Annotated in this window: 28 protein-coding genes; 17 read left to right on the top strand and 11 right to left on the bottom strand. The window is 57.1% G+C overall.

Annotation, left to right across the window (positions count from 1 at the left end):
* Positions 1-24: 24 nt before the first annotated feature.
* The gene (lepA, locus tag ACR0LN_RS06120) at positions 25-1,824 is read left to right on the top strand and encodes a translation elongation factor 4 (RefSeq protein WP_480428432.1); all 1,800 of its coding nucleotides are present in this window, start codon (positions 25-27) and stop codon (positions 1,822-1,824) included.
* 35 nt (positions 1,825-1,859) lie between these two features.
* Here the strand turns inward: lepA and ACR0LN_RS06115 are convergent, their stop codons facing one another.
* Positions 1,860-2,807 (bottom strand): aldo/keto reductase, encoded by a 948-nt coding sequence (locus ACR0LN_RS06115; protein WP_480428431.1) that lies wholly within the window; start codon positions 2,805-2,807, stop codon positions 1,860-1,862.
* Positions 2,808-3,149: 342 nt separating this feature from the next.
* On the opposite strand from ACR0LN_RS06115, the gene ACR0LN_RS06110 reads away from it, so the two are divergent.
* The 5 genes from ACR0LN_RS06110 (at position 3,150) to ACR0LN_RS06090 (ending at position 5,397) form a co-directional block, all read left to right on the top strand.
* Entirely contained in the window at positions 3,150-3,329 is a 180-nt protein-coding gene (locus ACR0LN_RS06110; protein WP_480428430.1) for a CTP synthetase, read from the top strand.
* A 117-nt stretch (positions 3,330-3,446) separates the two neighbouring features.
* Positions 3,447-3,932 carry a hypothetical protein gene (locus tag ACR0LN_RS06105; RefSeq protein WP_480428429.1) on the top strand — a complete coding sequence of 162 codons (486 nt, stop codon included), beginning with the start codon at positions 3,447-3,449 and terminating at the stop codon, positions 3,930-3,932.
* A gap of 138 nt (positions 3,933-4,070) precedes the next feature.
* Positions 4,071-4,424, top strand: coding sequence for a hypothetical protein (locus ACR0LN_RS06100; protein WP_480428427.1), 354 nt, complete (start codon positions 4,071-4,073; stop codon positions 4,422-4,424).
* An 82-nt stretch (positions 4,425-4,506) separates the two neighbouring features.
* Entirely contained in the window at positions 4,507-4,821 is a 315-nt protein-coding gene (locus ACR0LN_RS06095; protein WP_480428425.1) for an SMR family transporter, read from the top strand.
* 129 nt (positions 4,822-4,950) lie between these two features.
* The gene (locus ACR0LN_RS06090; protein ID WP_480428424.1) at positions 4,951-5,397 is read left to right on the top strand and encodes a hypothetical protein; all 447 of its coding nucleotides are present in this window, start codon (positions 4,951-4,953) and stop codon (positions 5,395-5,397) included.
* A 1,073-nt stretch (positions 5,398-6,470) separates the two neighbouring features.
* Here ACR0LN_RS06090 and ACR0LN_RS06085 read toward each other — a convergent pair.
* Positions 6,471-6,608 (bottom strand): entericidin A/B family lipoprotein, encoded by a 138-nt coding sequence (locus tag ACR0LN_RS06085; protein WP_480428423.1) that lies wholly within the window; start codon positions 6,606-6,608, stop codon positions 6,471-6,473.
* A 135-nt stretch (positions 6,609-6,743) separates the two neighbouring features.
* Positions 6,744-7,085 (bottom strand): ArsR/SmtB family transcription factor, encoded by a 342-nt coding sequence (locus ACR0LN_RS06080; protein WP_480428422.1) that lies wholly within the window; start codon positions 7,083-7,085, stop codon positions 6,744-6,746.
* A 311-nt stretch (positions 7,086-7,396) separates the two neighbouring features.
* On the opposite strand from ACR0LN_RS06080, the gene ACR0LN_RS06075 reads away from it, so the two are divergent.
* The 6 genes from ACR0LN_RS06075 (at position 7,397) to ACR0LN_RS06050 (ending at position 11,144) form a co-directional block, all read left to right on the top strand.
* Positions 7,397-8,029 carry an ATP-dependent Clp protease proteolytic subunit gene (locus ACR0LN_RS06075; protein WP_480428421.1) on the top strand — a complete coding sequence of 211 codons (633 nt, stop codon included), beginning with the start codon at positions 7,397-7,399 and terminating at the stop codon, positions 8,027-8,029.
* A 131-nt stretch (positions 8,030-8,160) separates the two neighbouring features.
* Positions 8,161-9,426, top strand: a complete 1,266-nt coding sequence (clpX, locus tag ACR0LN_RS06070; protein WP_170493494.1) for an ATP-dependent Clp protease ATP-binding subunit ClpX — start codon at positions 8,161-8,163, stop codon at positions 9,424-9,426.
* 62 nt (positions 9,427-9,488) lie between these two features.
* The gene (locus ACR0LN_RS06065) at positions 9,489-9,851 is read left to right on the top strand and encodes a RidA family protein (RefSeq protein WP_480428420.1); all 363 of its coding nucleotides are present in this window, start codon (positions 9,489-9,491) and stop codon (positions 9,849-9,851) included.
* Positions 9,852-9,930: 79 nt separating this feature from the next.
* On the top strand, positions 9,931-10,314 hold the full coding sequence (locus ACR0LN_RS06060) for an NADH:ubiquinone oxidoreductase subunit NDUFA12 (RefSeq protein WP_480428418.1): 384 nt from the start codon (positions 9,931-9,933) through the stop codon (positions 10,312-10,314).
* A gap of 12 nt (positions 10,315-10,326) precedes the next feature.
* On the top strand, positions 10,327-10,779 hold the full coding sequence (gene mlaD, locus ACR0LN_RS06055; protein WP_480428417.1) for an outer membrane lipid asymmetry maintenance protein MlaD: 453 nt from the start codon (positions 10,327-10,329) through the stop codon (positions 10,777-10,779).
* Positions 10,776-11,144: a DUF2155 domain-containing protein gene (locus ACR0LN_RS06050; RefSeq protein WP_480428415.1), complete on the top strand. Its 369-nt coding sequence runs from the start codon at positions 10,776-10,778 to the stop codon at positions 11,142-11,144. The genes mlaD and ACR0LN_RS06050 overlap by 4 nt, the downstream gene beginning before the upstream one ends.
* Here the strand turns inward: ACR0LN_RS06050 and aat are convergent.
* From aat to ACR0LN_RS06030, 4 genes are all read right to left on the bottom strand, one after another.
* On the bottom strand, positions 11,099-11,731 hold the full coding sequence (gene aat, locus ACR0LN_RS06045; RefSeq protein WP_480428414.1) for a leucyl/phenylalanyl-tRNA--protein transferase: 633 nt from the start codon (positions 11,729-11,731) through the stop codon (positions 11,099-11,101). The two genes, ACR0LN_RS06050 and aat, sit on opposite strands and share 46 nt — an antisense overlap.
* A 48-nt stretch (positions 11,732-11,779) precedes the next feature.
* Positions 11,780-13,129, bottom strand: coding sequence for an acetyl-CoA carboxylase biotin carboxylase subunit (gene accC, locus ACR0LN_RS06040; RefSeq protein ID WP_480428413.1), 1,350 nt, complete (start codon positions 13,127-13,129; stop codon positions 11,780-11,782).
* Positions 13,130-13,138: 9 nt separating this feature from the next.
* Positions 13,139-13,624, bottom strand: a complete 486-nt coding sequence (gene accB / locus ACR0LN_RS06035) for an acetyl-CoA carboxylase biotin carboxyl carrier protein (protein WP_480428412.1) — start codon at positions 13,622-13,624, stop codon at positions 13,139-13,141.
* Between the two features lie 150 nt (positions 13,625-13,774).
* The gene (locus ACR0LN_RS06030) at positions 13,775-14,311 is read right to left on the bottom strand and encodes a LuxR C-terminal-related transcriptional regulator (protein ID WP_480428411.1); all 537 of its coding nucleotides are present in this window, start codon (positions 14,309-14,311) and stop codon (positions 13,775-13,777) included.
* Between the two features lie 205 nt (positions 14,312-14,516).
* On the opposite strand from ACR0LN_RS06030, the gene ACR0LN_RS06025 reads away from it, so the two are divergent.
* The 5 genes from ACR0LN_RS06025 to ACR0LN_RS06005 all read left to right on the top strand — a co-directional run bounded on the left by ACR0LN_RS06025 (position 14,517) and on the right by ACR0LN_RS06005 (position 20,432).
* Complete coding sequence (locus tag ACR0LN_RS06025) at positions 14,517-15,812, top strand: short-chain fatty acyl-CoA regulator family protein (protein WP_480428410.1); 1,296 nt, start codon at positions 14,517-14,519, stop codon at positions 15,810-15,812.
* Between the two features lie 78 nt (positions 15,813-15,890).
* Positions 15,891-16,271 carry a response regulator transcription factor gene (locus ACR0LN_RS06020; RefSeq protein ID WP_480428409.1) on the top strand — a complete coding sequence of 127 codons (381 nt, stop codon included), beginning with the start codon at positions 15,891-15,893 and terminating at the stop codon, positions 16,269-16,271.
* Entirely contained in the window at positions 16,268-16,582 is a 315-nt protein-coding gene (locus tag ACR0LN_RS06015; protein ID WP_480428408.1) for a hypothetical protein, read from the top strand. The genes ACR0LN_RS06020 and ACR0LN_RS06015 overlap by 4 nt, the downstream gene beginning before the upstream one ends.
* Positions 16,570-19,248, top strand: a complete 2,679-nt coding sequence (locus ACR0LN_RS06010; protein ID WP_480428407.1) for an ATP-binding protein — start codon at positions 16,570-16,572, stop codon at positions 19,246-19,248. Before ACR0LN_RS06015 ends, ACR0LN_RS06010 begins: the two co-directional genes overlap by 13 nt.
* 77 nt (positions 19,249-19,325) lie before the next feature.
* On the top strand, positions 19,326-20,432 hold the full coding sequence (locus tag ACR0LN_RS06005; RefSeq protein WP_480428406.1) for a FliM/FliN family flagellar motor C-terminal domain-containing protein: 1,107 nt from the start codon (positions 19,326-19,328) through the stop codon (positions 20,430-20,432).
* 1 nt (position 20,433) lies between these two features.
* Here ACR0LN_RS06005 and ACR0LN_RS06000 read toward each other — a convergent pair whose 3' ends face one another.
* The 4 genes from ACR0LN_RS06000 to ACR0LN_RS05985 are packed head-to-tail and all read right to left on the bottom strand — an operon-like array spanning position 20,434 to position 22,624.
* On the bottom strand, positions 20,434-20,865 hold the full coding sequence (locus tag ACR0LN_RS06000; protein WP_480428405.1) for a protein tyrosine phosphatase family protein: 432 nt from the start codon (positions 20,863-20,865) through the stop codon (positions 20,434-20,436).
* Positions 20,866-20,874: 9 nt separating this feature from the next.
* The gene (locus tag ACR0LN_RS05995; RefSeq protein WP_480428702.1) at positions 20,875-21,306 is read right to left on the bottom strand and encodes a DUF6691 family protein; all 432 of its coding nucleotides are present in this window, start codon (positions 21,304-21,306) and stop codon (positions 20,875-20,877) included.
* On the bottom strand, positions 21,306-21,728 hold the full coding sequence (locus tag ACR0LN_RS05990) for a YeeE/YedE family protein (protein WP_480428404.1): 423 nt from the start codon (positions 21,726-21,728) through the stop codon (positions 21,306-21,308). The genes ACR0LN_RS05995 and ACR0LN_RS05990 overlap by 1 nt, the downstream gene beginning before the upstream one ends.
* Positions 21,729-21,760: 32 nt before the next feature.
* Positions 21,761-22,624 carry an MBL fold metallo-hydrolase gene (locus ACR0LN_RS05985; RefSeq protein WP_480428403.1) on the bottom strand — a complete coding sequence of 288 codons (864 nt, stop codon included), beginning with the start codon at positions 22,622-22,624 and terminating at the stop codon, positions 21,761-21,763.
* Positions 22,625-22,673 lie beyond the last annotated feature (49 nt).

The following is a 22,673-nucleotide window of genomic DNA, read 5'->3' as shown; positions in this document are numbered from 1 at the left end:
GATTCCTCTACATATCCCCAACCCATGACAGACCTCGCTCATATCCGCAATTTCTCCATCGTCGCGCATATCGACCATGGCAAATCCACCCTTGCTGACCGGCTCATCCAAGAGACCGGAACGGTCAAGGATCGCGACATGAAGGAACAGCTGCTCGACAGCATGGATATCGAGCGCGAACGCGGCATCACCATCAAGGCCAATACGGTTCGCATCGACTATACCGCCGACAATGGCGAGCAATATGTGTTGAACCTGATCGACACCCCCGGCCACGTGGACTTTGCCTATGAAGTCAGCCGGTCGATGCGCGCGGTTGAGGGCTCTCTGCTGGTCGTAGACTCGACCCAAGGGGTCGAAGCGCAGACGCTGGCGAACGTGTACCAAGCCATTGATGCAGACCATGAGATCGTGCCGGTGTTGAACAAGATCGACCTGCCCGCGTCCGATTGTGACCGCGTGGCGGAACAGATCGAGGATGTGATCGGCATCGACGCGACCGACGCCATTCAGGTCAGCGCCAAGACGGGGCAGGGCATCCATGAAACGCTCGAGGCCATCGTCACCCATCTGCCCGCTCCGCAGGGCACCGTAGACGCGCCGCTCAAGGCGATGCTGGTGGATTCCTGGTACGACGCTTATCTGGGCGTCATCGTTCTGGTCCGCATCATGGACGGCACGCTGAAAAAGGGGATGCGGGTCAAGTTCATGTCGAACGGCACCCTGCACCATGTCGACCGCGTTGGTGTCTTCCGGCCTGAGATGGAGATGGTCGACAGCCTCGGCCCCGGTGAGATTGGGTTTCTGACGGCATCCATCAAGCAGGTCCGCGACACCCGCGTCGGCGACACCATCACCAATGACCGCAACGGCACCGAGGACGCCCTGCCGGGCTTCAAACCCGCGCAGCCGGTGGTGTTCTGCGGTCTGTTCCCGGTGGACTCCGCCGAATTCGAAGACCTGCGCGACGCGATTGAGAAGCTGGCCCTGAACGACGCCTCGTTCAGCTTTGAGATGGAGACCTCGGCAGCACTTGGCTTTGGCTTCCGCTGCGGCTTCCTCGGCCTGCTGCACCTTGAGGTCATCCGCGACCGGATCGAGCGCGAATACGATATTGAACTCATCACCACCGCGCCCTCGGTGATCTACCACGTCTTCATGAAAGACGGCGAGATGATCGAGCTGCACAACCCCGCCGACATGCCGGACCTGTCCAAGGTCGACCACCTTGAGGAACCGCGCATCAAGGCGACCATTCTGGTGCCCGACGAATACCTCGGTGACGTGTTGAAACTCTGCCAGGACCGCCGCGGCATCCAGATGGACCTGACCTATGCGGGCAGCCGCGCCATGGTCGTCTATGACCTGCCCCTGAACGAGGTCGTCTTCGACTTCTACGACCGCCTGAAATCGGTGACCAAGGGCTATGCCTCGTTCGACTATCAGATGACCGGGTATCGTGAGGACGCGCTGGTCAAGATGTCGATCCTTGTGAATGACGAGCCGGTGGATGCGCTGTCGACCATGGTTCACCGCGACCGGGCCGAGATGCGCGGCCGGGCGATGTGCGAAAAGCTCAAGGACCTGATCCCGCGTCACATGTTCAAAATCCCGATCCAGGCGGCCATCGGAGGCAAGGTCATCGCCCGCGAGACCCTCTCGGCCCTGCGCAAGGACGTGACCGCGAAGTGCTACGGCGGCGACGCCACGCGGAAACGCAAGCTGCTGGAGAAGCAGAAGGCCGGTAAGAAAAAGATGCGCCAGTTCGGGAAGGTCGATATCCCGCAGGAGGCGTTTATTTCTGCACTTAAAATGGACAGTTAAGGCTGTCCGTTTTCTCTTTTCCTGTTAGAACTCCCCTATGTGGCTTCTGGATCTGCGTCCGCTTGCCCAACATCAGCGAGTTCACTCCAAACCGTCTCTGGAATGTCCCAGTCAGCCCATTCTTGTGCCTGGTCTACGTGCTGCGCCCACGTCACCCCGCACACTGTCGAGGCAATGTTAGCGTCTCGTAGTGAGAACTGCAGCGCAAGTGCCCCCATAGGCACGTCATGGCGAGCACAGATTTCCTCGACTGCGCGTACGGGTGCGAGTGTTTCTTCTGTGGCTGGGCGGTAGACGTAAAAGTGGTGTACTGCACTGCCTCTGGCCAGAATTCCGCCCGCAAAAGGGGCTGCATTTAATACCGTAACGCCCTTGGAGTTGGCCAATTCGATCAATGGCGCAGCATTCATGTTTACAAGCGTATGCCGGTTGTGCGTCATCACGACGTCGAAATCCCGGTCTTGCAGCATCGGCATTAGTACGTTCAGCCGTCCGCCCGCCAGACCCACGGCGCTTGCAAGCCCTTCCTCTTTGATTTTGAATAATTCGTCCAAAGCGCCGCCACTACGGGTAATCTCGGTCACGTCGGCAGCGTATTCCGGATCATGTAGATGAAGAATGTCGACACGGTCAACTCCAAGCGCCTCAAGGCTTTCCTCAAAGGATCGCCGTGCTTGGGTCGCATTGAAAACGCCCGTTTCCATGTCACGATCGACTTTTGTTGACAGTATTCTGCCTTTCGGCCAGCCGCCGAGCTCGCGGATGACACTCCCGATGCGCTCTTCGCTGCGCCCCAAAGCATAGCCGCGCGCAGTGTCGATAAATCCGTCTGGAAGGGCCAATACGGCACGCAATGTCTCTCGCGCCCTATCCTCATCAACTTCGTAGCCATAAATTTGAGGAATGCTGCCTAATCCAGTTGACCCAAAGCCAATTCGAGGGATGCGTATTCCAGTTTGAGCAATTTCCCGAGTTGTCTTCATGGCACCCTCCCATTAAACATTTGAATGTTGGAATACTGAACGGGATGACCCTTTGGCGCAAGTTACTAAGAAGTACGAAGCTAAGTATTGATCAAGACTGCGCCCGTGCCTTCAATTCTGATGGATTGCGAAAATCGATTTTCAGTACCCGATTTGGCTAGTCAATTGAAACAATTGGGCGCACATTCGATGAGGATCCTATGTTCAGTTGCTGATGTGGTCATGGTCACATTTTTTTGCCGCTACTAGTCCCGGATCACGTTGCGTACTGACCGAGATCAAGGACCTGTCCCGTCCTCGGTTTTACGGTCCGCAAAGCAGACTGACAAAAACGAGGCCCCTATGTCGCCCCTAACGCTGATCCTTCACATTTTCCTTGGCTCCACCCTTGCAGGCTCCGCGGTGATTGCGGTGCTGGTCATGGGCTCTGCATCGTGGACAACCATGCTGATCGCGGCGGTCGTGGGCTTTGTGGCGGCGTTCCCTGTCTCGGTTCTGGTCGCCCGCAAGCTGGAAGGCTGAGCGCCGGGTTTAGACGCAAAGAACGGAATGTGTTATCCTCTGCGCGTGGGGGCCGCGTTCAGGCGGTTTTTTTATTATATGCTTGCAACGCCGAACCCTCAGAAATGAGAGGTTATTATGCACAAGTTCTTAACGACGACCGCAGCCACAGTTCTGACCCTTGGGCTGTCCATTGGCGTGGCTCAGGCCGAGACGTTTGACGGGACCTCCAAGGGGATGGGCGTCAACAACAACACGGTCTTTGGTATCTCGGACGGAAACGCGGTGGTCAAAACGCAGACCGATTACGAAAGCTTCGAAGTCACGGCCGGGCACCCGCTGGAGGGGGCGTCGGGCACGTGTTTTGGCGCGCTGCTGATCAATGGGGCTGGGGTGTCGGGCACCGGAAATTGCGTCTATGACACCGCGTCCGGAGAAAAGGCTGTGATTACCTGGACGGCCACCGGGTTCGGCGCCGATGGCGCTTTGACCGGGGATTGGACTGTGTCGGGCGGCTCGGGCAATTGGGCGAGTGCAACCGGTGGCGGCACGTTTTCATCGCTTACCGACCCGGACACCAACAAATTCGTCAATACGGTCAACGGCAGTATCACGATCGAATGATTTCGGCCTGACGGTCTATCTGGGCGCACAGTTTCGCATGCACTCCGTGCGCCTGGAACAGTGCGCCCAAGTTTCGATAAGCAGGCAATGGGTGATATACTTCGTTCATTAAAAACAATAATTTGAAGGAGGAAGGTTATGGACCCGCAGTTGCGCTCCGAGCTCTCAATGGATCGTTTGGGCCACTATTACCACATCATGCGGACAACGATCTTTGCCTACGTCGCGCTCGCCGCGATTATCGGCTTTGGGCCCGAGGGGGTCTCGTTAGTGCTGATCGTACTGGTCATTGCGACTGCCGCTTACGGTATTCTGGCAGGAAAAACCGCGTTGGAGGATGTCGAGAACCTGCGGGACGATATGGATGAGGAGTTCGCTCAGAGCCATTTTGCCAAAGGGATAATGACCCGTAACATGAAGGGGTTGATACTGACCTCGAATGTGTTTCTCGGCCTGATTGGTTTGGCGGAGCTGATCGCGATCGTGTTCTGATCAGTCTGTGACAAACCTCACAGCCGAAACCCTGCCCACCCGCTACAATTGACCTAACGGAAACCTCAGCGGGAGGCCAAACATGTCCATGATCCCAATTATCGCCTTCGGATCGGCAGGCCTCTATACCGTTGCCATGATCTCGATGAAATTTTGGTGGAAAATACCTGGTGTTGGTCTCAGCCTGCTGATCGTCGCCACACTTTTGGCTGCCGCCACCCTGGAACTGGCCGCCTTGCGCGAGGAGCGGTTGGGCATCATTTATACCGGTATTCTGGGGGCCGAGGTTGTTCTGATCGCAATTGCCTCATTCTTTCTGTTTGGTGAGAATTTCTCACATAGGGAAGTGATTGGGATCGGTCTGGTGATTGTGGGTACGGCGCTGGCATGGGCCTGATCCCGTCCGTTGTATGACGTGCACCTAAACCGTGAATGAAGTTTCCCTTAGGTAAGTTGTAAACGGGTTTCCCCCTTCCAATCTGTTCAGCAGGCCAAGCACGGCCATGCACTTTGGAGGAGAGAGCCAATGACCAGATACCTGACTGCCGGAGCAGCCGCTCTGGCCACGACCCTCACCCTTGGAACGGCCGCTTTGGCCGATACACCGGACCTGCGCGGAACATGGTTTGGGTCGTACACGACCGTTTCGCCGACGCACTATCACCGCGGCGAAGAACCCCGGTTCAATCAGGCCGAATGGATGCTGGATGTCCAAATGCAAGAGGACAACGTCTTTTGGGGGCCCAGCAAGTGGCGCCGAGATGGCGATACCGAGTGGAACGAATACGAAGCCACAGGAACGATTAGTTTGGATGGCTCGGGTTCGATCGGCATCGTTGAGACGGCCCCCTTGGTCATCGGGGCAAACGCGTTAATAGATGCCCGGTATGAAGACGGAAAAATCTATGCGGATTTCCGTAGCCTGCGTAACGGAACAACCTACAGCACTGTTCTGGAGCGGCAGGTGAACTGAAGCGACTCTGGCCCGGTCGGGCTGTAGGGGGTACTGACTGCGAATTCATCGCAGCGCATAGTAGGTAATCCCGGTCGGGCCGGAGCGCTTCTCAAAAAGCGGAACCAGCGTCTCCGATGGGAGGGGACGGGTCGGGCGGTCTTTGCGATGCCCGCGACAGAGCTCAGAGCGCCCCGTGCCGGACAGCGGCGTTCCCCGGAACGGGGCCTCTGGACTTCGCGAACCTTCAGCGCGTGTCACAGGCGGTACGTTGGCGGTCCGACCCAGGTTCCGTTTTGCTCCTTTCGGTTGCGTGTTCCACACAAGACCGAAGGGGGCACGATTCGAACAAAATTTCGTCTTCAGAGGATTTGGCCCGCCGTTTTCTGCGTATTTTCACTGTGGAATGTGTTTTGCACCCGCAGAAATGTGCCCAAATCCGTACCTTTTTGCAGGTTTTGACTTTTCCTGCAGCAAACCAGCTTTGCTTCACGATTTTCGGAGTTATCCACAAAGCTTTCCAGCAGGATATCAACACGTTATCCCCGCCTAATTTTCATGCTGCAGTGCTATTTTCTTGCCGGGTAACACGTCGAATGCAACAGTTTGCTTACCGCATCGGTTCCTAGGAGCCAGGGTGGGGCGCAAAGGCCAGGGGGTCAGGCGGCGGTGACGGGTTTTAGGACGTGTCAATCGCCAGAAAGACTTACCGGTGGATGGTCAACTAAGCTGGATCTTGCATCTGGATCAGTGGATCACCTTCTCAGAAGGCTGGCGCGCGCTGTGTGGTGCCGCTCGGTGCAACACAGCAGCTATGATCCTTTAGGGGATCAGGGCAACTGACTCGGGGCGTCTTTCTGACGTTTCGACCCTGCAAGGCGTCAGGAGTGTCCGCAAGGATACGAGCATGGACCACGTCTACGCACCTGACGCCTTTTCCTTTTGTTGGACTTAGGTTTGAAACGGGCTGCCACTCGACCCCTACATTAAAACGAAACGGGGTTCTTGTGTGTGCACAAGAACCCCGCAGTTTTGTCTGGCATTATCCAGGTATCGGGCAATAAGTCTCTAAGACCAAAGCGCCCGAGAAAGGATTAGATATTCTCTTGAACGTCAGTGGCCGCGTTTTGAATTGCGTCGCCGGCTTTCTCAATATCTTTTCCGGCGCCCTTGGCGGTTTCGCAGGCAGTGAGAGTGAACAGGGCGAGCCCAACCAGAATTGCACGGATCATCAGTGTCTCCATTTGAATTAACTATCCGTTGCGTAACAGTTTTGCCCGAGTGAAACCAGAGCCATGCAGCCTTTACGCACCAGCGGGCAAATCAGGGCGGTTAATCTGCCTTCCGATCAGGGCGCAGGTCCCTAGTCAGCCTTTCTCATCACCGCAGAACATGTCATATACCAATTCCAGCATACGGCGTGGGCGGTCGTCTGCCAGACGATAGTAGATTGCCTTGCCTTCGCGGCGGGGCGTTACCAGCCCTTCAAGGCGCAGTCGGGACAGTTGTTGAGAAACGGCGGCCTGACGGGCGGACAGCAGCTCCTCCAGTTCGGTCACGGATTTTTCGCCGGACACCAGATGGCACAGGATCATCAGCCGCCCTTCGTGGCTGATCGCCTTGAGGAAATTTGACGCGCGTGTTGCGTTTTCCACCATCTTATCAAATGAGTCTGGGGACTTATCTTGCGAGAGCTGAGGGAGGGCCATCGTGTGTTTCCTTATTTGCCCGTTAGCCGAGCGCTTAGTGGTATGAGTGGGGTCGCTGCCGCGATGAGCTTCGATACTTATTTTGAACATGTATTTCCATATGCATGGATCAAAATGACGTGATGTGAAGATAGGTAAAATGGATGTTCGCCTATTCGGTGAGCTTCGAGCGTCCAGTTTCAGGCATCAGGACAAGGCGATTAGGGGCGAAGTTTCCGGCCCCCCTTGCAGCCCCTCGGTGGCGACACTAAGACTCGGGTAACGTTTCTTCGGGTAGTGTCCCACTCCATAGCAAAGCAGGCAGGTTCAGAATGTTCGATCCAGTTGATACCTATATGAATACGCTCGTTCCGATGGTGGTCGAACAGACCAGCCGCGGCGAACGTGCCTACGATATTTTCTCGCGCCTTCTGAAAGAGCGGATCATCTTTATCAATGGCCCTATCCATGACGGGATGAGCCATCTGGTCGTCGCCCAGCTGCTGCATCTTGAGGCGGAAAACCCAAGCAAAGAGATCTCGATCTATATCAACTCGCCCGGCGGTGTTGTGACCAGCGGTTTGTCGATTTACGACACAATGCAGTATATCAAGCCGAAATGTTCGACATTGGTGATCGGTCAGGCGGCCTCGATGGGGTCGGTTTTGCTGGCTGGTGGTGAGAAAGGGATGCGCTTTTCGCTGCCCAACAGCCGGATCATGGTGCATCAGCCCAGCGGTGGATATCAGGGTCAGGCCAGCGACATCATGATTCACGCGGCCGAGACGCAAAAACTGAAAGATCGCTTGTATGACATCTATGTACGTCATACCGGACAGACCAAAAAGGCGGTTGAAAAAGCGCTGGATCGTGACAATTTCATGAGCCCGGAAGAGGCGAAGGAATGGGGCCACATCGACGAAATCGTCGAAAACCGCGCCAAAATGGACGGCGACGAGGCCTGAGTTTAAGCCCCCGCGTCAAAGGCGCGGGGCGCATTTTGAGATTGTAGCCGTCTCGGTGCTGTCCTAAGCTGCAGCAACAGGCGGCAAGTGGCCCGAGGGGGGCCGCAGAGACGAAGCCCGAAAGGTAGAACATGGCGACGAATTCAGGCGGTGACAGCAAGAACACGCTCTACTGTAGCTTTTGTGGCAAGAGCCAGCATGAGGTGCGCAAGCTGATTGCTGGCCCGACCGTGTTTATCTGCGATGAATGCGTCGAGCTTTGCATGGATATCATCCGTGAGGAAACCAAGGCCAGCGGGCTGAAATCCTCGGACGGTGTGCCAACGCCGAAAGATATTTGTGAGGTTCTGGATGATTACGTGATCGGCCAAGCGACGGCAAAGCGGGTTCTGTCTGTGGCCGTGCACAACCACTACAAGCGTTTGAATCATGCCCAGAAAGCGGGCAGCGATATCGAACTGGCGAAGTCCAACATCCTGCTGATCGGTCCCACCGGGTGCGGCAAGACGCTGCTGGCCCAAACGCTGGCGCGTATTCTGGACGTGCCGTTTACCATGGCGGATGCAACCACGCTGACCGAAGCTGGTTATGTGGGTGAGGATGTCGAAAACATCATTCTCAAGCTGTTGCAGGCCAGCGAATATAACGTCGAACGCGCGCAGCGCGGTATCGTCTATATCGACGAGGTCGACAAGATCACGCGCAAGTCGGAAAACCCCTCGATCACGCGTGACGTGTCGGGTGAGGGCGTACAGCAGGCTCTGCTGAAGCTGATGGAAGGCACCGTGGCTTCGGTTCCGCCGCAAGGTGGCCGCAAACATCCGCAGCAGGAATTCCTGCAGGTGGACACCACGAACATCCTGTTCATCTGCGGGGGTGCTTTTGCCGGTCTGGACAAGATCATCGCGCAGCGCGGCAAGGGCTCGGCCATGGGCTTTGGCGCGGATGTACGCGACAATGATGAACGTGGCGTGGGTGAGATTTTCAAGGATCTGGAGCCTGAAGACCTACTGAAATTCGGTTTGATCCCGGAATTCGTTGGCCGTCTGCCGGTTCTGGCGACGCTGGAAGATCTGGACGAAGATGCCTTGGTCACCATCCTGACCAAACCCAAGAACGCTCTGGTCAAGCAGTATCAGCGCCTGTTCGAACTGGAGGACGCCGAACTGGCCTTTACCGACGATGCACTAAAGGCGATTGCCAAGAAGGCCATCGAACGCAAAACCGGTGCGCGGGGTCTGCGCTCGATCTTGGAAGACATTCTTCTGGACACCATGTTCGAACTGCCGGGCATGAAGAACGTGACCGAGGTTGTTGTAAACGAAGAGGCGGTGTCGTCCGACAAGCAGCCGTTGATCATCTACGCGGATGCTGCGGAATCGGCCTCGGCGGGATAAGGTCATAATGAGTTGGCAAAGACGGCGCGGCATCGCCCGCGCCGTTTTCATGTGGGGGCAGCATGACAATAAGACGTATCTCATCCGGCGGAGAATTTGAGGCCAAGATCGGCTATTGCCGAGCAGTTGTGGCCGGTGGCTGGGTTCATGTCGCTGGAACGGTCGGTCAGGGCGATGATGTGACAGCGCAATGCCGTTCGGCCTTGGAAATAATTGGAAAGGCCCTGACTGAGGCAGGGGCCAGTTTCGCGGATGTTGTGCGTGTAACTTACATGCTGCCGGATCGGGCCGAATTCGAACCCTGTTGGCCGATCCTGCGGGACTATTTTGGCGAAAACCCTCCTGTAACAACAATGATCGAATGCGGATTGATCGACCCGAAATACCGGATCGAAATCGAAGTAACGGCTTATTTGCCGGAATAGTGACTGGGGTCCTTGTGACACTGGACCTTGGCGAGCCTTTGGTCCATATCTGCGGGGATAGAAATGTCGGAGGCAACCGATGGGTATTTTGAACAGTCTTTTGCGGGCGGTAACCTGGTGGAATGGGGCAACCTTGAACACGCAGATTTACACCGCGCGCAAGGGTGTAAAAGTCGGTGAGGACAACGAAGGCAATGTGTTCTATCGCAACGAAGATGACAGCAAGCGCTGGGTGATTTTCAATGGCGAGGCCGAGGCCAGCCGTGTTGACCCTGATTGGCATGGTTGGCTGCATCGCACTTGGGATGAGCCGCCGACCGATAAACCGTTGCAGCATAAATCCTGGGAAAAGCCGCATCAGGAAAACCTTACAGGCACGGCGTTGGCGTATACGCCGGCGGGGTCTCTGCGTCGTCAAGACCCGGTCGAGCGCAGCGACTACGAGGCTTGGAACCCGGAATAAACGAGGCGAGCAATGTCGACTTACAATGTAACCGAAGTTCTTGTCGGCGGTGCCGTTTTGGCCTGTGCCATCGCCTTTGGCGTTTATGCAAGCCAGTCCACCGGCCTGTCCCAAGGCGGAGATGGGTATCAGTTGGGGGCTTCTTTCCGCTCGCTCGAAGGTGTGGGTGTCGGCACAGATGTACGTCTGGCCGGGGTCAAGATTGGCACCGTGACGGGCGTTGACCTGAACCCGGAAACCTATCGAGCGGACACGACGTTCACGATCCGCGACGGCATTCTGGTGCCGGATGACAGCGCCATCGTGATCTCCTCCGAGGGGCTGCTGGGCGGTAATTTTGTCGAGGTGATGCCGGGCGGTTCTCCGTTTTATTTCGAACCAGGCGATCAGGTTGAAGATACGCAGGGCGCTGTAAGTTTGATCTCGCTACTGGTGAAATTTGTGGCCGGGGACGGTGGCGAATGAGGCGACTTGCCCTGATCGCAGCGTTGCTGGCCGCCACAGGAGCCGCAGCACAGCAAAAGGTTCAGTCCGGTCCCGGGGCGATCCTGAGAGGGTTGGACAAGGTCAGCGGCCAGACCGTTGATCTCGAAATGAAAAGCGGTCAGAGCGGAGAGATTTTCGGCCTAGACGTGGCTTTGGGGGATTGTCGCTATCCGCCTGAGAACCCAACAGGGGATGCGTTTGCATACCTGACGATTTGGGAAAAAGGTAAATCCGACCAATTGTTTGATGGGTGGATGATCGCCACGTCACCAGCGCTGAATGCGTTGGATCACGCCCGTTATGACGTCTGGGTGATCCGCTGTATTACGCCCTCGGGTGATTGAGCTATTGGGGCGGTGAAATCTGCACTGGCGTTAATTGCCTCTTCCAGTTCCTGCCGGTATTGCGAGCGCGGTATTTCGATTGCGCCCAAAGACGCCAGATGCGCTGTAAGGAACTGCGTATCGAACAACTGAAACTCGGTTTGACGCAGGCGGTCGACCAGATAAGCGAGTGCGACTTTCGATGCATCCGTCCGGCGCGAGAACATGCTTTCACCGAAGAATGCGCCTCCCAGCGTAACACCGTAAACGCCCCCGACCAATTGATCCTCTTCCCATATCTCTAACGAGTGTGCGTGACCTGACAGATGAATTTGAAGGTATAATTCGCGTAGTTCTGCGTTTATCCAGGTGTCTGCGCGGTCGGCGCAGCCGTCTACGACGCCCAGAAAGTCTTGATTGATGGTCACCGAATATCCGCATTTGCGGATGCGCCGCGCAAGGCTGCGCGAGACGTGGAATCCGTCCAATGGAAAGACACCCCGAAATTTGGGATCAACCCAGAACAATTCCGCAGCATCGCGGTGCTCGGCCATCGGAAAAATGCCGATTGAATAGCCGTGAAGTAAAAGTTCTGGAGAAATGCTCATGCAGAATACTCTAAGGGCGAAGGGCAGAAACCCTTCGCCCCCAGTATGTTACTCGGCCATGTTCTCTGCAAGCCAGTGTTCCAACCAGTGGATGTTATAGTCACCGCTATGGATGTCGGATTCCTGCAGCAGTGCGTGGAACAGGGGCACGGTGGTGTCGATACCGTCAACGATCAACTCACCCAGCGCACGTTCCAAACGCGCGAGTGCTTCGGCCCGGTCGCGGCCCTGCACGATCAGCTTGGCAATCAGCGAGTCGTAGTAGGGAGGGATCGAATATCCGTCATAAAGCGCGGAATCCATCCGAACACCCAGCCCGCCCGGTGCGTGATAAGCTGTGATCTTGCCGGGGCAGGGCGAGAAATTCGGCAGCTTTTCAGCGTTGATCCGAACCTCGATTGCGTGGCCGTTGATCTCCAGATCGTCCTGACCGAACGACATCGGCTCGCCCGCGGCAACGCGGATTTGTTCACGCACCAGATCGACGCCAAAGATGCCTTCGGTCACAGGATGTTCCACCTGCAAACGCGTATTCATCTCGATGAAGTAGAACTCACCGTTTTCGTACAGGAACTCGATGGTGCCCGCGCCGATATAGTTGATTTTGGCTACGGCGTCGGCGCAGACCTTACCGATCTTTGCGCGCTCTTCCGGGGTGATGCAGGGGCCGGGGGCCTCTTCAAACACCTTCTGGTGGCGGCGTTGCAGCGAACAGTCGCGTTCGCCCAGATGGACCGCCTTGCCTTTACCGTCGCCAAAGACCTGAATTTCGATATGGCGGGGCGTGGTCAGGTATTTCTCGATATAGACCTCGTCATTGCCAAAGGCAGCTTTGCCCTCGGCACGTGCGGTCATGAAGGCGCTTTCCATCTCATCGGCGCTCATCGCCACTTTCATGCCGCGACCGCCACCGCCTGCGGTGGCCTTGATGATGACGGGATAGCCGAATTCTTCACCGATCCGCTTAGCATCAGCCAGCGTTGGCACACCGCCGTCCGACCCAGGAACACAAGGCACGCCAAGCGCCTTCATCGTGTCCTTCGCGGTGATCTTGTCACCCATGACCCGGATATGCTCGGCAGTGGGGCCGATAAAGGTGATGCCGTGGTCTTCGACGATCTGAACGAATTCAGCATTTTCGGACAGGAAGCCATAGCCGGGGTGGATCGCTTGCGCGCCGGTGATTTCACAGGCCGAGATAATCGCGGGCACGGACAGATAGCTTTGCGGGCTGGGCGGAGGGCCGATGCACACCGATTCGTCCGCCATGCGCACATGCATCGCGTCGCTGTCGGCGGTCGAATGCACGGCAACCGTCTTAATCCCCATCTCGCGCGCGGCGCGGATGACGCGCAGGGCGATCTCGCCTCGGTTGGCAATCAGGATCTTATCGAACATGGGTCCGCCTTACTCGATGATGACCAGAGGGGTGCCGAATTCCACAGCGTCGCCGTCGCCGACCAGAATGCGCTTGATCGTGCCGGCCTTGGGCGCGTGAATGTGGTTCATGGTTTTCATCGCTTCAACGATCAGCAGCGTGTCGCCTTCGGAAACGGATGCGCCGACCGAAATGAACGCAGGTGCGCCTGGCTCAGGCTGCATATAAACGGTGCCAACCATGGGTGAGGTTACGGCGCCGGGGTGGCTGGCTGGATCTTCCTGCGCAGCGGGTGCCTCAGCGGCGGCTGGGGCCGCGGCAGGAGCTGCTGCGGTCGGAACGGCGACCTGAACCGGAGCGGCCACAGCCTGGGTCATGCGGCTTACACGCACATTCAGGCTGTCTTCCTCGCCATATTCGCGTTTCACCTGCAGTTCGGTCAGGTCGTTTTCGCGCAGCAATTCGGCCAGTGCCTTGATGAATGCCACATCCGCTTCGTGTTTGGTGTCTGTCATGAGTGTCCTCGACGGTTCCCCTTGGCCCGTCTGTTCCTGCGGGCTTTGATCTGATTACGCAGCGTTATAAGCGAAGCGCACGGTCATGAAAAGCGCAGTCTGGGCTAGTCAGATAGGGGTTTTATACAACAGTTCGAGCGGGGGAAGGAGTTACAACGGCATTCCTGAAAGTTTCGCTACTAGTTCAGGCAATTTACGGGCTCCGAATTTCTCAAGCAGGCGGGCGCGGTAGGCTTCGATCGTTCGATAACTCAGGTCCAGCTCCATCCCGATTTCCTTGGCAGACAGGCCGCGGCAGGACAAGATTGCGACTTCGCGTTCGCGGGCGGTCAGTTCAACCAGTGGGCGTTCCTCTGAGATGTCGGAAAAGCTCCAGATTCCATGACGAAAGGGGTCATCGGGGGTCAGTGATCGTCCGCGCGCACGACACCAGAACAGATCGCTGTTGCGGCGTCTCATTACGCGTTCATCGGTATAATAACCCGTGTCGCGCATCACTTGCAGGCTGCGTGCCCCGATGCGTTCCCAGTCGGCGACGGAGGGATACAGATGCAAAAGCGGCATGTTACGATAGTCCGCTGCCTCGCCACCAAAGGTTCGTGCGAACTGCAGGTTGCAGCGCCGGATGATCCGGTTCTCCAATTCGACCAGGCCAATTGGTGCATATTCAAACGCGGGGTCGCTCATCTGGCTATCGTGCCGGGATTCCAACGAAAATAGAAGGGGCAGCCCGCAGAATTTGGTTCTGGCTGGATAGCATTGCGTCATGCCGGGTTGTTAAGGTTGTAAAGAGACTATGAAAACTTGCCCTTAACCAATAGAAATACATCAAGAGTTCTGAAAATCATCCACATCCATGAACGGATGGTCCCGCTTGAGGAGGGGCGAGGGTATGCGCGACACGCTGACAGGCAGCCGAATTAGGGAAAGGCGTCAAATCGCAGGTTTGCGGCAGGCGGAACTGGCGCGGCAGGTCGGAATTTCGGCCTCTTACCTGAATTTGATCGAGCACAACCGCCGCAGGATTGGTGGTAAATTGCTGGTCGATATCGCATCGGCGTTGATGGTGGAACCATCGGTGTTGACGCAAGGGATTGAGGCGACGTTGATCTCGGCGCTGCGTGAGGCTGCTGCGGATGCCGTTGGGCAAGAGGCCGAACTGGACGGGCTGGAAGAGTTCGCTGGCCGGTTCCCCGGATGGGCAGGTGTTCTGGCGCAGATGCACCGCCGGGTCGTATCCTTGGAACGTACGGTCGAAACCTTGTCCGACCGGCTGACCCATGACCCCCATCTGGCTGCGTCGATGCACGAGGTTCTGTCGACGGCCGCCGCGATTCGCTCGACCGCCGCGATCCTGGCGGACACGCAAGAGATTGAGCCCGAGTGGCAGGACCGATTTCACAGCAACCTGCATCAGGATGCCGAACGATTGGCCGAGAGTTCTAAGTCGCTGGTTGCCTATCTGGATGAAAGTGATTCTGCCGGGGATCACCGCGGTGTGCCTCTGGAAGATGTCGAGGCATTTTTTGCCGCCAACGGGCACCATTTCCCGCAAATTGAGCAGGGTGGTGACGAAGCAGAGATCGACCTGAGTGAAATAGATTCGACCGCCGCAAGATCTTTGACCCGGGATTTTCTGGAGATCTACGCTGAGGATGCTCGTGCGGTACCTATCGAACAACTGCAAACAGCACTTGCCGAGTCACCGTTGGACCCTTTGCAGTTGGCCTCGCAGTTTTCTGTGGACGTCGCCACTGTGCTGCGCCGGCTTGCCGCGTTGCCAGACGGCTATCTGGGGCGACCGACCGGTATGGTTGTGTGTGACGCGTCTGGCAGTGTTTTGTTTAGCAAGCCCGTACCAGGTTTTGCCATGCCGCGGTTTGGCGAGGCTTGCCCTTTATGGCCGTTGTTTCAGGCGCTGAATCGGCCTCTGGTTCCGATCCGGCAAAGGGTGGTGCAACTCGGGCGGACGGCGGCGGTTTTCGACTGTTATGCCTATGCATGGCCTCAGACCATTTCGGGTTATGATCAGGGTCCGGTTTACCGTTCGGTGATGCTGGTGCAGTCAATTGAAGATGTCGCGCAGGACGAAAGGGCCGTTGCACGGGTCGGTCCCAGCTGCAGGGTGTGCCCCCACAGCGACTGCACGTCGCGGCGCGAGCCTTCGATTCTGAGCGAAGGTTTTTGACAGTTTCCTGGCACTGCGCGTAAGCTGACGGCGACGGGTCTAACAGTCTACGACCTGTCACGGGGAGGACAGACAATCATGAGCCGTAAGGTTCTGTTAATTGAGGATGAGCCCAATATTGCCGAGGCCATTCGTTTTCTGCTGACGCGCGAGGGTTGGCAGGTGGAAACTCATGGTGAAGGCACGGATGCGTTACAGGTCATTCAGGGGGCAAACCCCGACTTGGTGATTCTGGACGTTATGCTGCCGGGGAAAAGCGGGATGGAGATTCTGCGGGACTTGCGCGAGTTAGAGGACATGCAGGGCTTGCCGGTTCTCATGCTGACCGCGCGCGGCCAGTCCCGCGATCGTGAGATGGCCGAGAACGCTGGGGTGAGCCGGTTCATGACCAAGCCATTCTCCAACACCGAGATGCTGACAGCGGTGCGCGATCTGCATGCGCAAGCGACGCAGTCATGAGTTCGGGCGAAGACCTACCGCCTTCGGGTGCCAGGCCTTCGTTGTTTCTGGAACGGCAGAGTTATCGCCGCCGCAGGTTGTCGGACGCCGCGCGTCTGCTGCCCTTTTTGGGCGCCGCGCTGCTGGCGATCCCTTTGCTTTGGCCGGATGGTCAGGGCGAACAGGAGGGCGTGAGCCTTTCATCTGCGATCTTTTATATCTTCACTTGCTGGGCTGCCTTGATTGTGGCCAGTCTGGTGTTCGGCTTTGCTGCCAGACGTATGTCCGCCCAGGACGATGCTGATCCCGAGACGGACCAATGGCAACGCTGAACATCCTGATTCTGGTCTGTCTTGGCTATGTGGTTCTGCTGTTCGGCGTTGCGTTCGCCGCCGACAGGATGGCGGCCGCCGGGCGCGGCGCGTGGCTAAGGTCTCCGCTGATCTATACGCTGTCTCTGTCTATCTACTGTACCGCTTGGACGTTCTACGGGGCGGTGGGTAACGCCGCGCGTTCCGGGCTAGAATTCGTAACGATCTACCTTGGCCCAACGCTGGTCATGATCAGTTGGTGGTGGGGCCTGCGCAAGCTGGTGCGGGTTGGACGAAGCCAGCGGGTGACGTCAATTGCCGACCTGATCTCGTCGCGTTACGGCAAGTCCAACACGCTGGCGATTTGCGTAACTATTCTGGCTGTGCTGGGTGGCACCCCGTATATCGCGCTACAATTGCAATCCATTACACTGTCATTTTCCATCTTTGCCGAAGCCGACCCCTCGGGCCTTTATCGTGAAGGTTCCAGTGTGTTTTGGGTGGCGGCTGGCCTTGCCGTTTTTGCCATTCTCTTTGGCACGCGCAACCTGGACGCAAATGAGCGCCACCACGGGGTGGTTACAGCCATCGCGTTGGAGTCGGTGGTCAAGCTGTTCGCCCTGCTGGCGGTAGGCGCTTTCGTCGTCTGGGGCGTGGCGGGGGGCGTAGGCCCGATGATGGACCGAATTGACGCGTCAGAGATCGGCCAGTGGAACGTGGATGCCGGACGGTGGACCACGTTTATTTTCCTATCTGCTGCAGCCTTTGTCTGCCTGCCGCGTATGTTTCAGGTCATGGTGGTCGAAAACGCGGATGAGGGGCACTTGCGAACCGCCGCTTGGGCGTTCCCGCTGTACCTTCTGTTGATGAGCCTTTTCGTGGTGCCGATCGCTGTGGTCGGGCTGGACCTGCTGCCCGAAGGGTCGAACCCCGACTTGTTCGTGCTTACGGTACCTTTATCGCAAGGTAACGACTGGCTGGCGATGTTGTCCTTTATCGGTGGTTTTTCCTCGGCCACATCCATGGTGATTGTCACGGCGATGGCGTTGTCGACGATGGTGTCGAACCACGTCGTCATGCCGATCTGGCTGAGCACGCAAGAGGGAGGCGGTGCCGTCTCTGGCGACGTGCGAAACGTCGTTCTGGTCGCCCGCCGGGTGTCGATCGCGGCCATCATGGCGCTGGGCTATTTCTACTATCGCCTGTCCGGGGGCGGAGCCGCTTTGGCATCAATCGGTTTGGTGGCATTTGCCGGATTTTCCCAACTCTTGCCTGCCTTGGTTGGCGGGCTTTTCTGGCGTGGCGCCACAAGGACAGGTGCATTGGTTGGACTGACCGTCGGATTCTTGCTGTGGATTTACACGCTGTTACTGCCGGGAATGGGTGGGGCTTTGATGCCTGCGACGGTTTTGCAATACGGTCCATTCGGGTGGGGGTGGCTGCGCCCCCAAGCCCTGTTCGGGATCGATGGGATGGACCCAATGGTGCATTCCGTAATGTGGTCGCTCTGCTTGAACACGGTCGCGTTCTGTGTGGCATCGCTGTTGAGTTTTCCCAACCCACTCGAGCGCCTGCAGGGCGCGCAATTTGTTAACGTCTTCGACCACTCGGTCGCGCCAAGACGCTGGACCGGTTCGGTGGCGCAGAGCGAGGATCTGATGATCATGACTCAGCGCATATTGGGAGCGGCCCCAGCGCAGGAGTTCTTTCAGGCCGAAGCCGAAAAACAAGGTGGTCGGGCCAGTCTGCCTGAACCGACACCCGCCTTCCTTGAGCGGCTGGAGCGGGAGTTAAGTGGTTCTGTCGGCGCAGCCACCGCCCATGCGATGATTGGCCAGATCGTTGGTGGGTCGTCTGTTTCGGTCGAAGACCTGCTGGCCGTGGCAGACGAGTCCGCCCAGTTACTGGAGTATTCCAGTCAGCTTGAGGCCAAATCGGCCGAGCTGACCCGGACTGCGCGACAGTTGCGAGAGGCCAATACAAAACTGACGCAAATCTCAGAACAAAAGGATAGCTTCCTTAGTCAGGTCAGCCATGAATTGCGCACGCCCATGACTTCAATCCGGGCCTTTTCCGAGATCATGCGCGACACCGACGGGCTGAGCGCCGAGGAACAGACACGCTATGCTGCGATCATCCATGATGAGGCGCTCCGCCTGACGCGATTGCTGGACGATCTTCTGGACCTGAGCGTGTTGGAAAGCGGAAGGGTCAACCTGAACCTGGGCGGTGATACATTGCGCTCGGTGCTGGATCGGGCTGTGTCCAGTGCACTGGCCGGTACTAGGCAAACATTGACTGTACGGCGTACAAAATCATCTGAAAGTATACCGCTGCAAACAGATCTGGATCGGCTTGGGCAGGTCTTTATCAACCTGATTTCGAACGCGCAGAAATACTGTGATGCTGAAGAGCCCGAGCTGACGATTTCCGCTCATGACGTGGGTGGTCAGGCGGTCATAGATTTCGCCGACAATGGCAGCGGAATCCCACCCGAGGCGCGGTCGATGGTGTTCGAGAAATTCGCCCGTGTTGGCGGCGACAAGGCGGGTGGTGCCGGGTTGGGGTTGGCGATTTGCCGCGAGATCATGCAGCGTCTGGGGGGAGAGATCAGCTACTTGCCCGGGCAAGGCGGGGCGGCGTTTCGCGTCCGGTTGCCAATTGCCTTTCAGCAGGCCGCCCAATGAGGCGGATGTAAATACATTTGTAACCTTCACAGGGTTAGACCTGAGGTCAGTCACAGCAACTAACAGTGGTTTCGGGCATGACGCAAACGGTCAGCGCTGCGTTGGCGCGCAAGCTTTCAGCGGGACAGGAAGAACAGGGTGACAAGCAGCGTTCAGTCCTTCGGGCGCTACGGCTTGCCCTTGCGCGGGCAGCTGGTGACAGGTTGCAGCTTCCCTTGTCTGTAATTGGTGCCAAGCAATCCAATCGCGCGCCGCAAGCGCTGGCGGATCGGATCGGGGATGATTGGCTTTTATTGCAGTTTGTGAACGGGGAAGGCCTGGCCGCTGCCGCTTGTGTGGATTTGGGGGTCGCTTCGGCCATCGTACAAGTGCAAACGATCGGAGAGGTGCTGACCGACGCTCCGACGCCCCGCGCGTTCACACATACTGACGGGGCAATGGTCGCTCCACTTGTCGAAGATGCCCTATCCCGTGCGGTCGAGTTGGTGGAAGTGCAGGCGGATCGGGTCAGCCTGTCAGGCTACGAGTTTTTATACCGTTTGGCCGATCAGCGCGCCCTATTCTTGGCGTTGACGGAAGAATTTTACCGGGTGTTCGAATTGACCGTAGAGTTGGCTGGCGGGCCTCGGCAGGGTCAGATTGCTATCTTTTTGCCCGACCGGCCAGCCGAGGAAAGCAACGATATCTCGGTTGATGATACCGGGCCGAGCCTCGAGCAGGCATCGGGGGTTTTACGGGCCGAGTTGGATACGGTGATCTGTCGCTTGTCGCTATCGCTCGGGGTGCTGTCTGCTCTTGGAGCAGGTGATGTTTTACCCCTGACTGGATCACGATTGGATCGGGCTGAAGTTCTTACAATCGACCGCACGCGCGCGGCAATCGGGCGTCTGGGTCAATGTGGCGGAATGCGCGCAGTGCGCTTGAACGAATGCGCGCCAATGTCTGCGCTGACACAATCCGAGGCCGAAGAATTTCTAGAAGCACGTTCGACCGTATTGGCAGACCATGAACCCGACCGGCCCACGTCGACTGTAATTCGGCCCGTCCAAACCACCATGGAGACCGCTTCGTTCAATGACCCGGACACCGGCCTGAATTTCGCGGATTCAGATCAGATGGTTGCCGAGATATCGCAACTTGCCGGGTTGTCGGGGCCGGGTCAAAATCCAGAGAGCTTTGAGTAGATCACTCTGCGTCGCTGCGGATCTGATCAAGAATCGGGCGCAAGTTGTCCAGCGCGTAACCGGCCTTGTTCGTGGCGTCCAAAATCTCGTCAGTGCTCATACGCTCGCATTGACCCAGAGCCCAAACCACCGAACAGCGAGTACCCGAAGCGCAATAGGCCAGAACCGGTCCGCTGCAGCTCTCAGCCAGATCACGTTGCAAGGCGACATTTTCAGGTGTCATGGTCTGATGCGTCAGCTCCAGCACCTCATATTCCAAACCCGCTGCGCGTACTGCGTCTCCGATTGCGTCAGATTGCATGGTCGCCGGAACCTCAACATTCGGTCGGTTGCAGATGACCTTGACGAAACCGGCTTCGACAATGGCTGGAACGTCTTCGACCGTGATTTGCGGCGAGACAGCATAGCGGGGGGTAATCGGGCGAATCTCCATGACAATTGCTTATGCCGCGTTGGCGGTTCTGTCCAGTTGTGCGCCCAGGGTGGGGGCCGCGTACATTCCTATGATCATTGAGATCAGGAAGACGACTCCGCCGACGCCACCGTAACTCAGCGAGGCAAGTGCAGGCCCGGGGCACAATCCGGCGAGCCCCCAACCTATGCCAAACAAAGTGGAGCCCAAGACCAGCCTGCGGTCCAATTCCGAGCCAGCCTTAGATGGAAATGTTCCACCGGTCACGGGCTTTCGGTTGTTCGTCAACTGCCACGCAACCAGCATTGGAAGGATCGCGCCACCCATCACAAATGCCAGCGTTGGATCCCACTGTCCGAAAATGTCCAGCCAACCTTGCACTTTTCTGGTGTCTGTCATGCCTGAGATCAGTAAGCCGACGCCGAACAAAGACCCCGCTAACAGAGATATGATCACTCGCATCATATCAGCCCCCAGATGTGGCGAAGCAAGGCAACAGTTCCCATACCGGCGGCGATATAGACAATGGTGGCAACGATACCGCGCAGGGAAAACCTCGAAATTCCGCAGACTCCGTGCCCCGACGTGCAACCATTGGCGACACGAGTTCCGAGCCCCACAAAAAGACCGGCAAAAACCACGACCGTAAGGTTACTGGTCAGGTACGTCTCTGGTGCGGGGGAGAGTAGGGGGCGCAACAAAACCGGCATCCCGATCACCCCTGCAAGAAAACTCAGCCGCTCCAACGATCGGTCGCTGTTGTCAACGACCCCTCCCAAGATGCCGCTTGCCCCCATGACGCGTCCGTTACCCAAGAGGTAGACGGCAGCGCCTAAACCTATGAGAAGGCCTCCGCCAAGACCCCAAAGCCATTCGATTTGCATGTTGTGTCCTAAATCTGATCGCCTGTAACAGGTCAGAGTTTGTTAAGTGGAAGTTTCAGAAATACGTCGCCGTTTTCGTCCGATGGCGGCATCTGGCCTGCTCGCATATTGACTTGCAAAGACGGCAAGATCAGGCGCGGCATTGGCAGCGTGGCATCGCGCGCGTCGCGCATTTCGACGAATTCCTCCACTGATCGCCCCTGCCCGATGTGCACGTTCAACGCCTTTTGTTCGCCGACTGTTGTTTCCCACGCGAATTCATCGCGACCTGGTGCCTTGTAATCGTGTCCGACAAAGACACGCGTCTGATCCGGGAGCGACAGGATTTTCTGGATCGACGTGTATAACATCTCGGATGATCCGCCCGGGAAATCGCACCGCGCAGTTCCGAAGTCCGGCATAAAGAGCGTGTCCCCGACGAATGCAGCATCACCTATCACATAGGTCAGGCAGGCCGGAGTATGCCCGGGCGTGTGTAGGACATCCCCACGCATTTGGCCGACGTGAAAACTATCGCCTTCGCGGAATAAGGCATCGAATTGACTGCCATCGCGTTGGAATTCGGTGCCTTCGTTAAAGATTTTGCCAAAGGTTTCCTGAATGGTGACGATCTGATCGCCGATTCCGATTTTACCGCCCAGCTTTTGCTGCAAATAGGGCGCAGCGGACAGGTGGTCGGCGTGAACGTGGCTTTCCAAGATCCATTCGACACGCAAACCATTTGTCTGCACATAGTCGATGATCTGATCGGCTGAGCGTGTATCCGTTCGACCTGATGCGTGGTCGAAATCCAAAACACTGTCGATGATAGCGCAGGCAAGCCCTTCTGGTTCCTGTGCCAAATACGAAACCGTAAAGGTTTCCGGGTCAAAAAACGCTTTTACTCTTGGGGTCATGAGGCCCTCCGCCGATACCATCGTTCATATAATAATTACGGAATATGTT

It is taken from the genome of Ruegeria sp. AA6 (assembly GCF_056542865.1).
The sequence above is the reverse complement of the archived record's forward strand: the minus strand, read 5'-3'. Positions and strand labels throughout refer to the sequence as shown.

Bases quoted from the DNA above. Each gene is read 5' to 3' on its own strand.
- lepA (WP_480428432.1), top strand. From the start codon at position 25: ATGACAGACCTCGCTCATATCCGCAATTTCTCCATCGTCGCGCATATC.
- ACR0LN_RS06115 (WP_480428431.1), bottom strand. From the start codon at position 2,807: ATGAAGACAACTCGGGAAATTGCTCAAACTGGAATACGCATCCCTCGA.
- ACR0LN_RS06110 (WP_480428430.1), top strand. From the start codon at position 3,150: ATGTCGCCCCTAACGCTGATCCTTCACATTTTCCTTGGCTCCACCCTT.
- ACR0LN_RS06105 (WP_480428429.1), top strand. From the start codon at position 3,447: ATGCACAAGTTCTTAACGACGACCGCAGCCACAGTTCTGACCCTTGGG.
- ACR0LN_RS06100 (WP_480428427.1), top strand. From the start codon at position 4,071: ATGGACCCGCAGTTGCGCTCCGAGCTCTCAATGGATCGTTTGGGCCAC.
- ACR0LN_RS06095 (WP_480428425.1), top strand. From the start codon at position 4,507: ATGTCCATGATCCCAATTATCGCCTTCGGATCGGCAGGCCTCTATACC.
- ACR0LN_RS06090 (WP_480428424.1), top strand. From the start codon at position 4,951: ATGACCAGATACCTGACTGCCGGAGCAGCCGCTCTGGCCACGACCCTC.
- ACR0LN_RS06085 (WP_480428423.1), bottom strand. From the start codon at position 6,608: ATGATCCGTGCAATTCTGGTTGGGCTCGCCCTGTTCACTCTCACTGCC.
- ACR0LN_RS06080 (WP_480428422.1), bottom strand. From the start codon at position 7,085: ATGGCCCTCCCTCAGCTCTCGCAAGATAAGTCCCCAGACTCATTTGAT.
- ACR0LN_RS06075 (WP_480428421.1), top strand. From the start codon at position 7,397: ATGTTCGATCCAGTTGATACCTATATGAATACGCTCGTTCCGATGGTG.
- clpX (WP_170493494.1), top strand. From the start codon at position 8,161: ATGGCGACGAATTCAGGCGGTGACAGCAAGAACACGCTCTACTGTAGC.
- ACR0LN_RS06065 (WP_480428420.1), top strand. From the start codon at position 9,489: ATGACAATAAGACGTATCTCATCCGGCGGAGAATTTGAGGCCAAGATC.
- ACR0LN_RS06060 (WP_480428418.1), top strand. From the start codon at position 9,931: ATGGGTATTTTGAACAGTCTTTTGCGGGCGGTAACCTGGTGGAATGGG.
- mlaD (WP_480428417.1), top strand. From the start codon at position 10,327: ATGTCGACTTACAATGTAACCGAAGTTCTTGTCGGCGGTGCCGTTTTG.
- ACR0LN_RS06050 (WP_480428415.1), top strand. From the start codon at position 10,776: ATGAGGCGACTTGCCCTGATCGCAGCGTTGCTGGCCGCCACAGGAGCC.
- aat (WP_480428414.1), bottom strand. From the start codon at position 11,731: ATGAGCATTTCTCCAGAACTTTTACTTCACGGCTATTCAATCGGCATT.
- accC (WP_480428413.1), bottom strand. From the start codon at position 13,129: ATGTTCGATAAGATCCTGATTGCCAACCGAGGCGAGATCGCCCTGCGC.
- accB (WP_480428412.1), bottom strand. From the start codon at position 13,624: ATGACAGACACCAAACACGAAGCGGATGTGGCATTCATCAAGGCACTG.
- ACR0LN_RS06030 (WP_480428411.1), bottom strand. From the start codon at position 14,311: ATGAGCGACCCCGCGTTTGAATATGCACCAATTGGCCTGGTCGAATTG.
- ACR0LN_RS06025 (WP_480428410.1), top strand. From the start codon at position 14,517: ATGCGCGACACGCTGACAGGCAGCCGAATTAGGGAAAGGCGTCAAATC.
- ACR0LN_RS06020 (WP_480428409.1), top strand. From the start codon at position 15,891: ATGAGCCGTAAGGTTCTGTTAATTGAGGATGAGCCCAATATTGCCGAG.
- ACR0LN_RS06015 (WP_480428408.1), top strand. From the start codon at position 16,268: ATGAGTTCGGGCGAAGACCTACCGCCTTCGGGTGCCAGGCCTTCGTTG.
- ACR0LN_RS06010 (WP_480428407.1), top strand. From the start codon at position 16,570: ATGGCAACGCTGAACATCCTGATTCTGGTCTGTCTTGGCTATGTGGTT.
- ACR0LN_RS06005 (WP_480428406.1), top strand. From the start codon at position 19,326: ATGACGCAAACGGTCAGCGCTGCGTTGGCGCGCAAGCTTTCAGCGGGA.
- ACR0LN_RS06000 (WP_480428405.1), bottom strand. From the start codon at position 20,865: ATGGAGATTCGCCCGATTACCCCCCGCTATGCTGTCTCGCCGCAAATC.
- ACR0LN_RS05995 (WP_480428702.1), bottom strand. From the start codon at position 21,306: ATGCGAGTGATCATATCTCTGTTAGCGGGGTCTTTGTTCGGCGTCGGC.
- ACR0LN_RS05990 (WP_480428404.1), bottom strand. From the start codon at position 21,728: ATGCAAATCGAATGGCTTTGGGGTCTTGGCGGAGGCCTTCTCATAGGT.
- ACR0LN_RS05985 (WP_480428403.1), bottom strand. From the start codon at position 22,624: ATGACCCCAAGAGTAAAAGCGTTTTTTGACCCGGAAACCTTTACGGTT.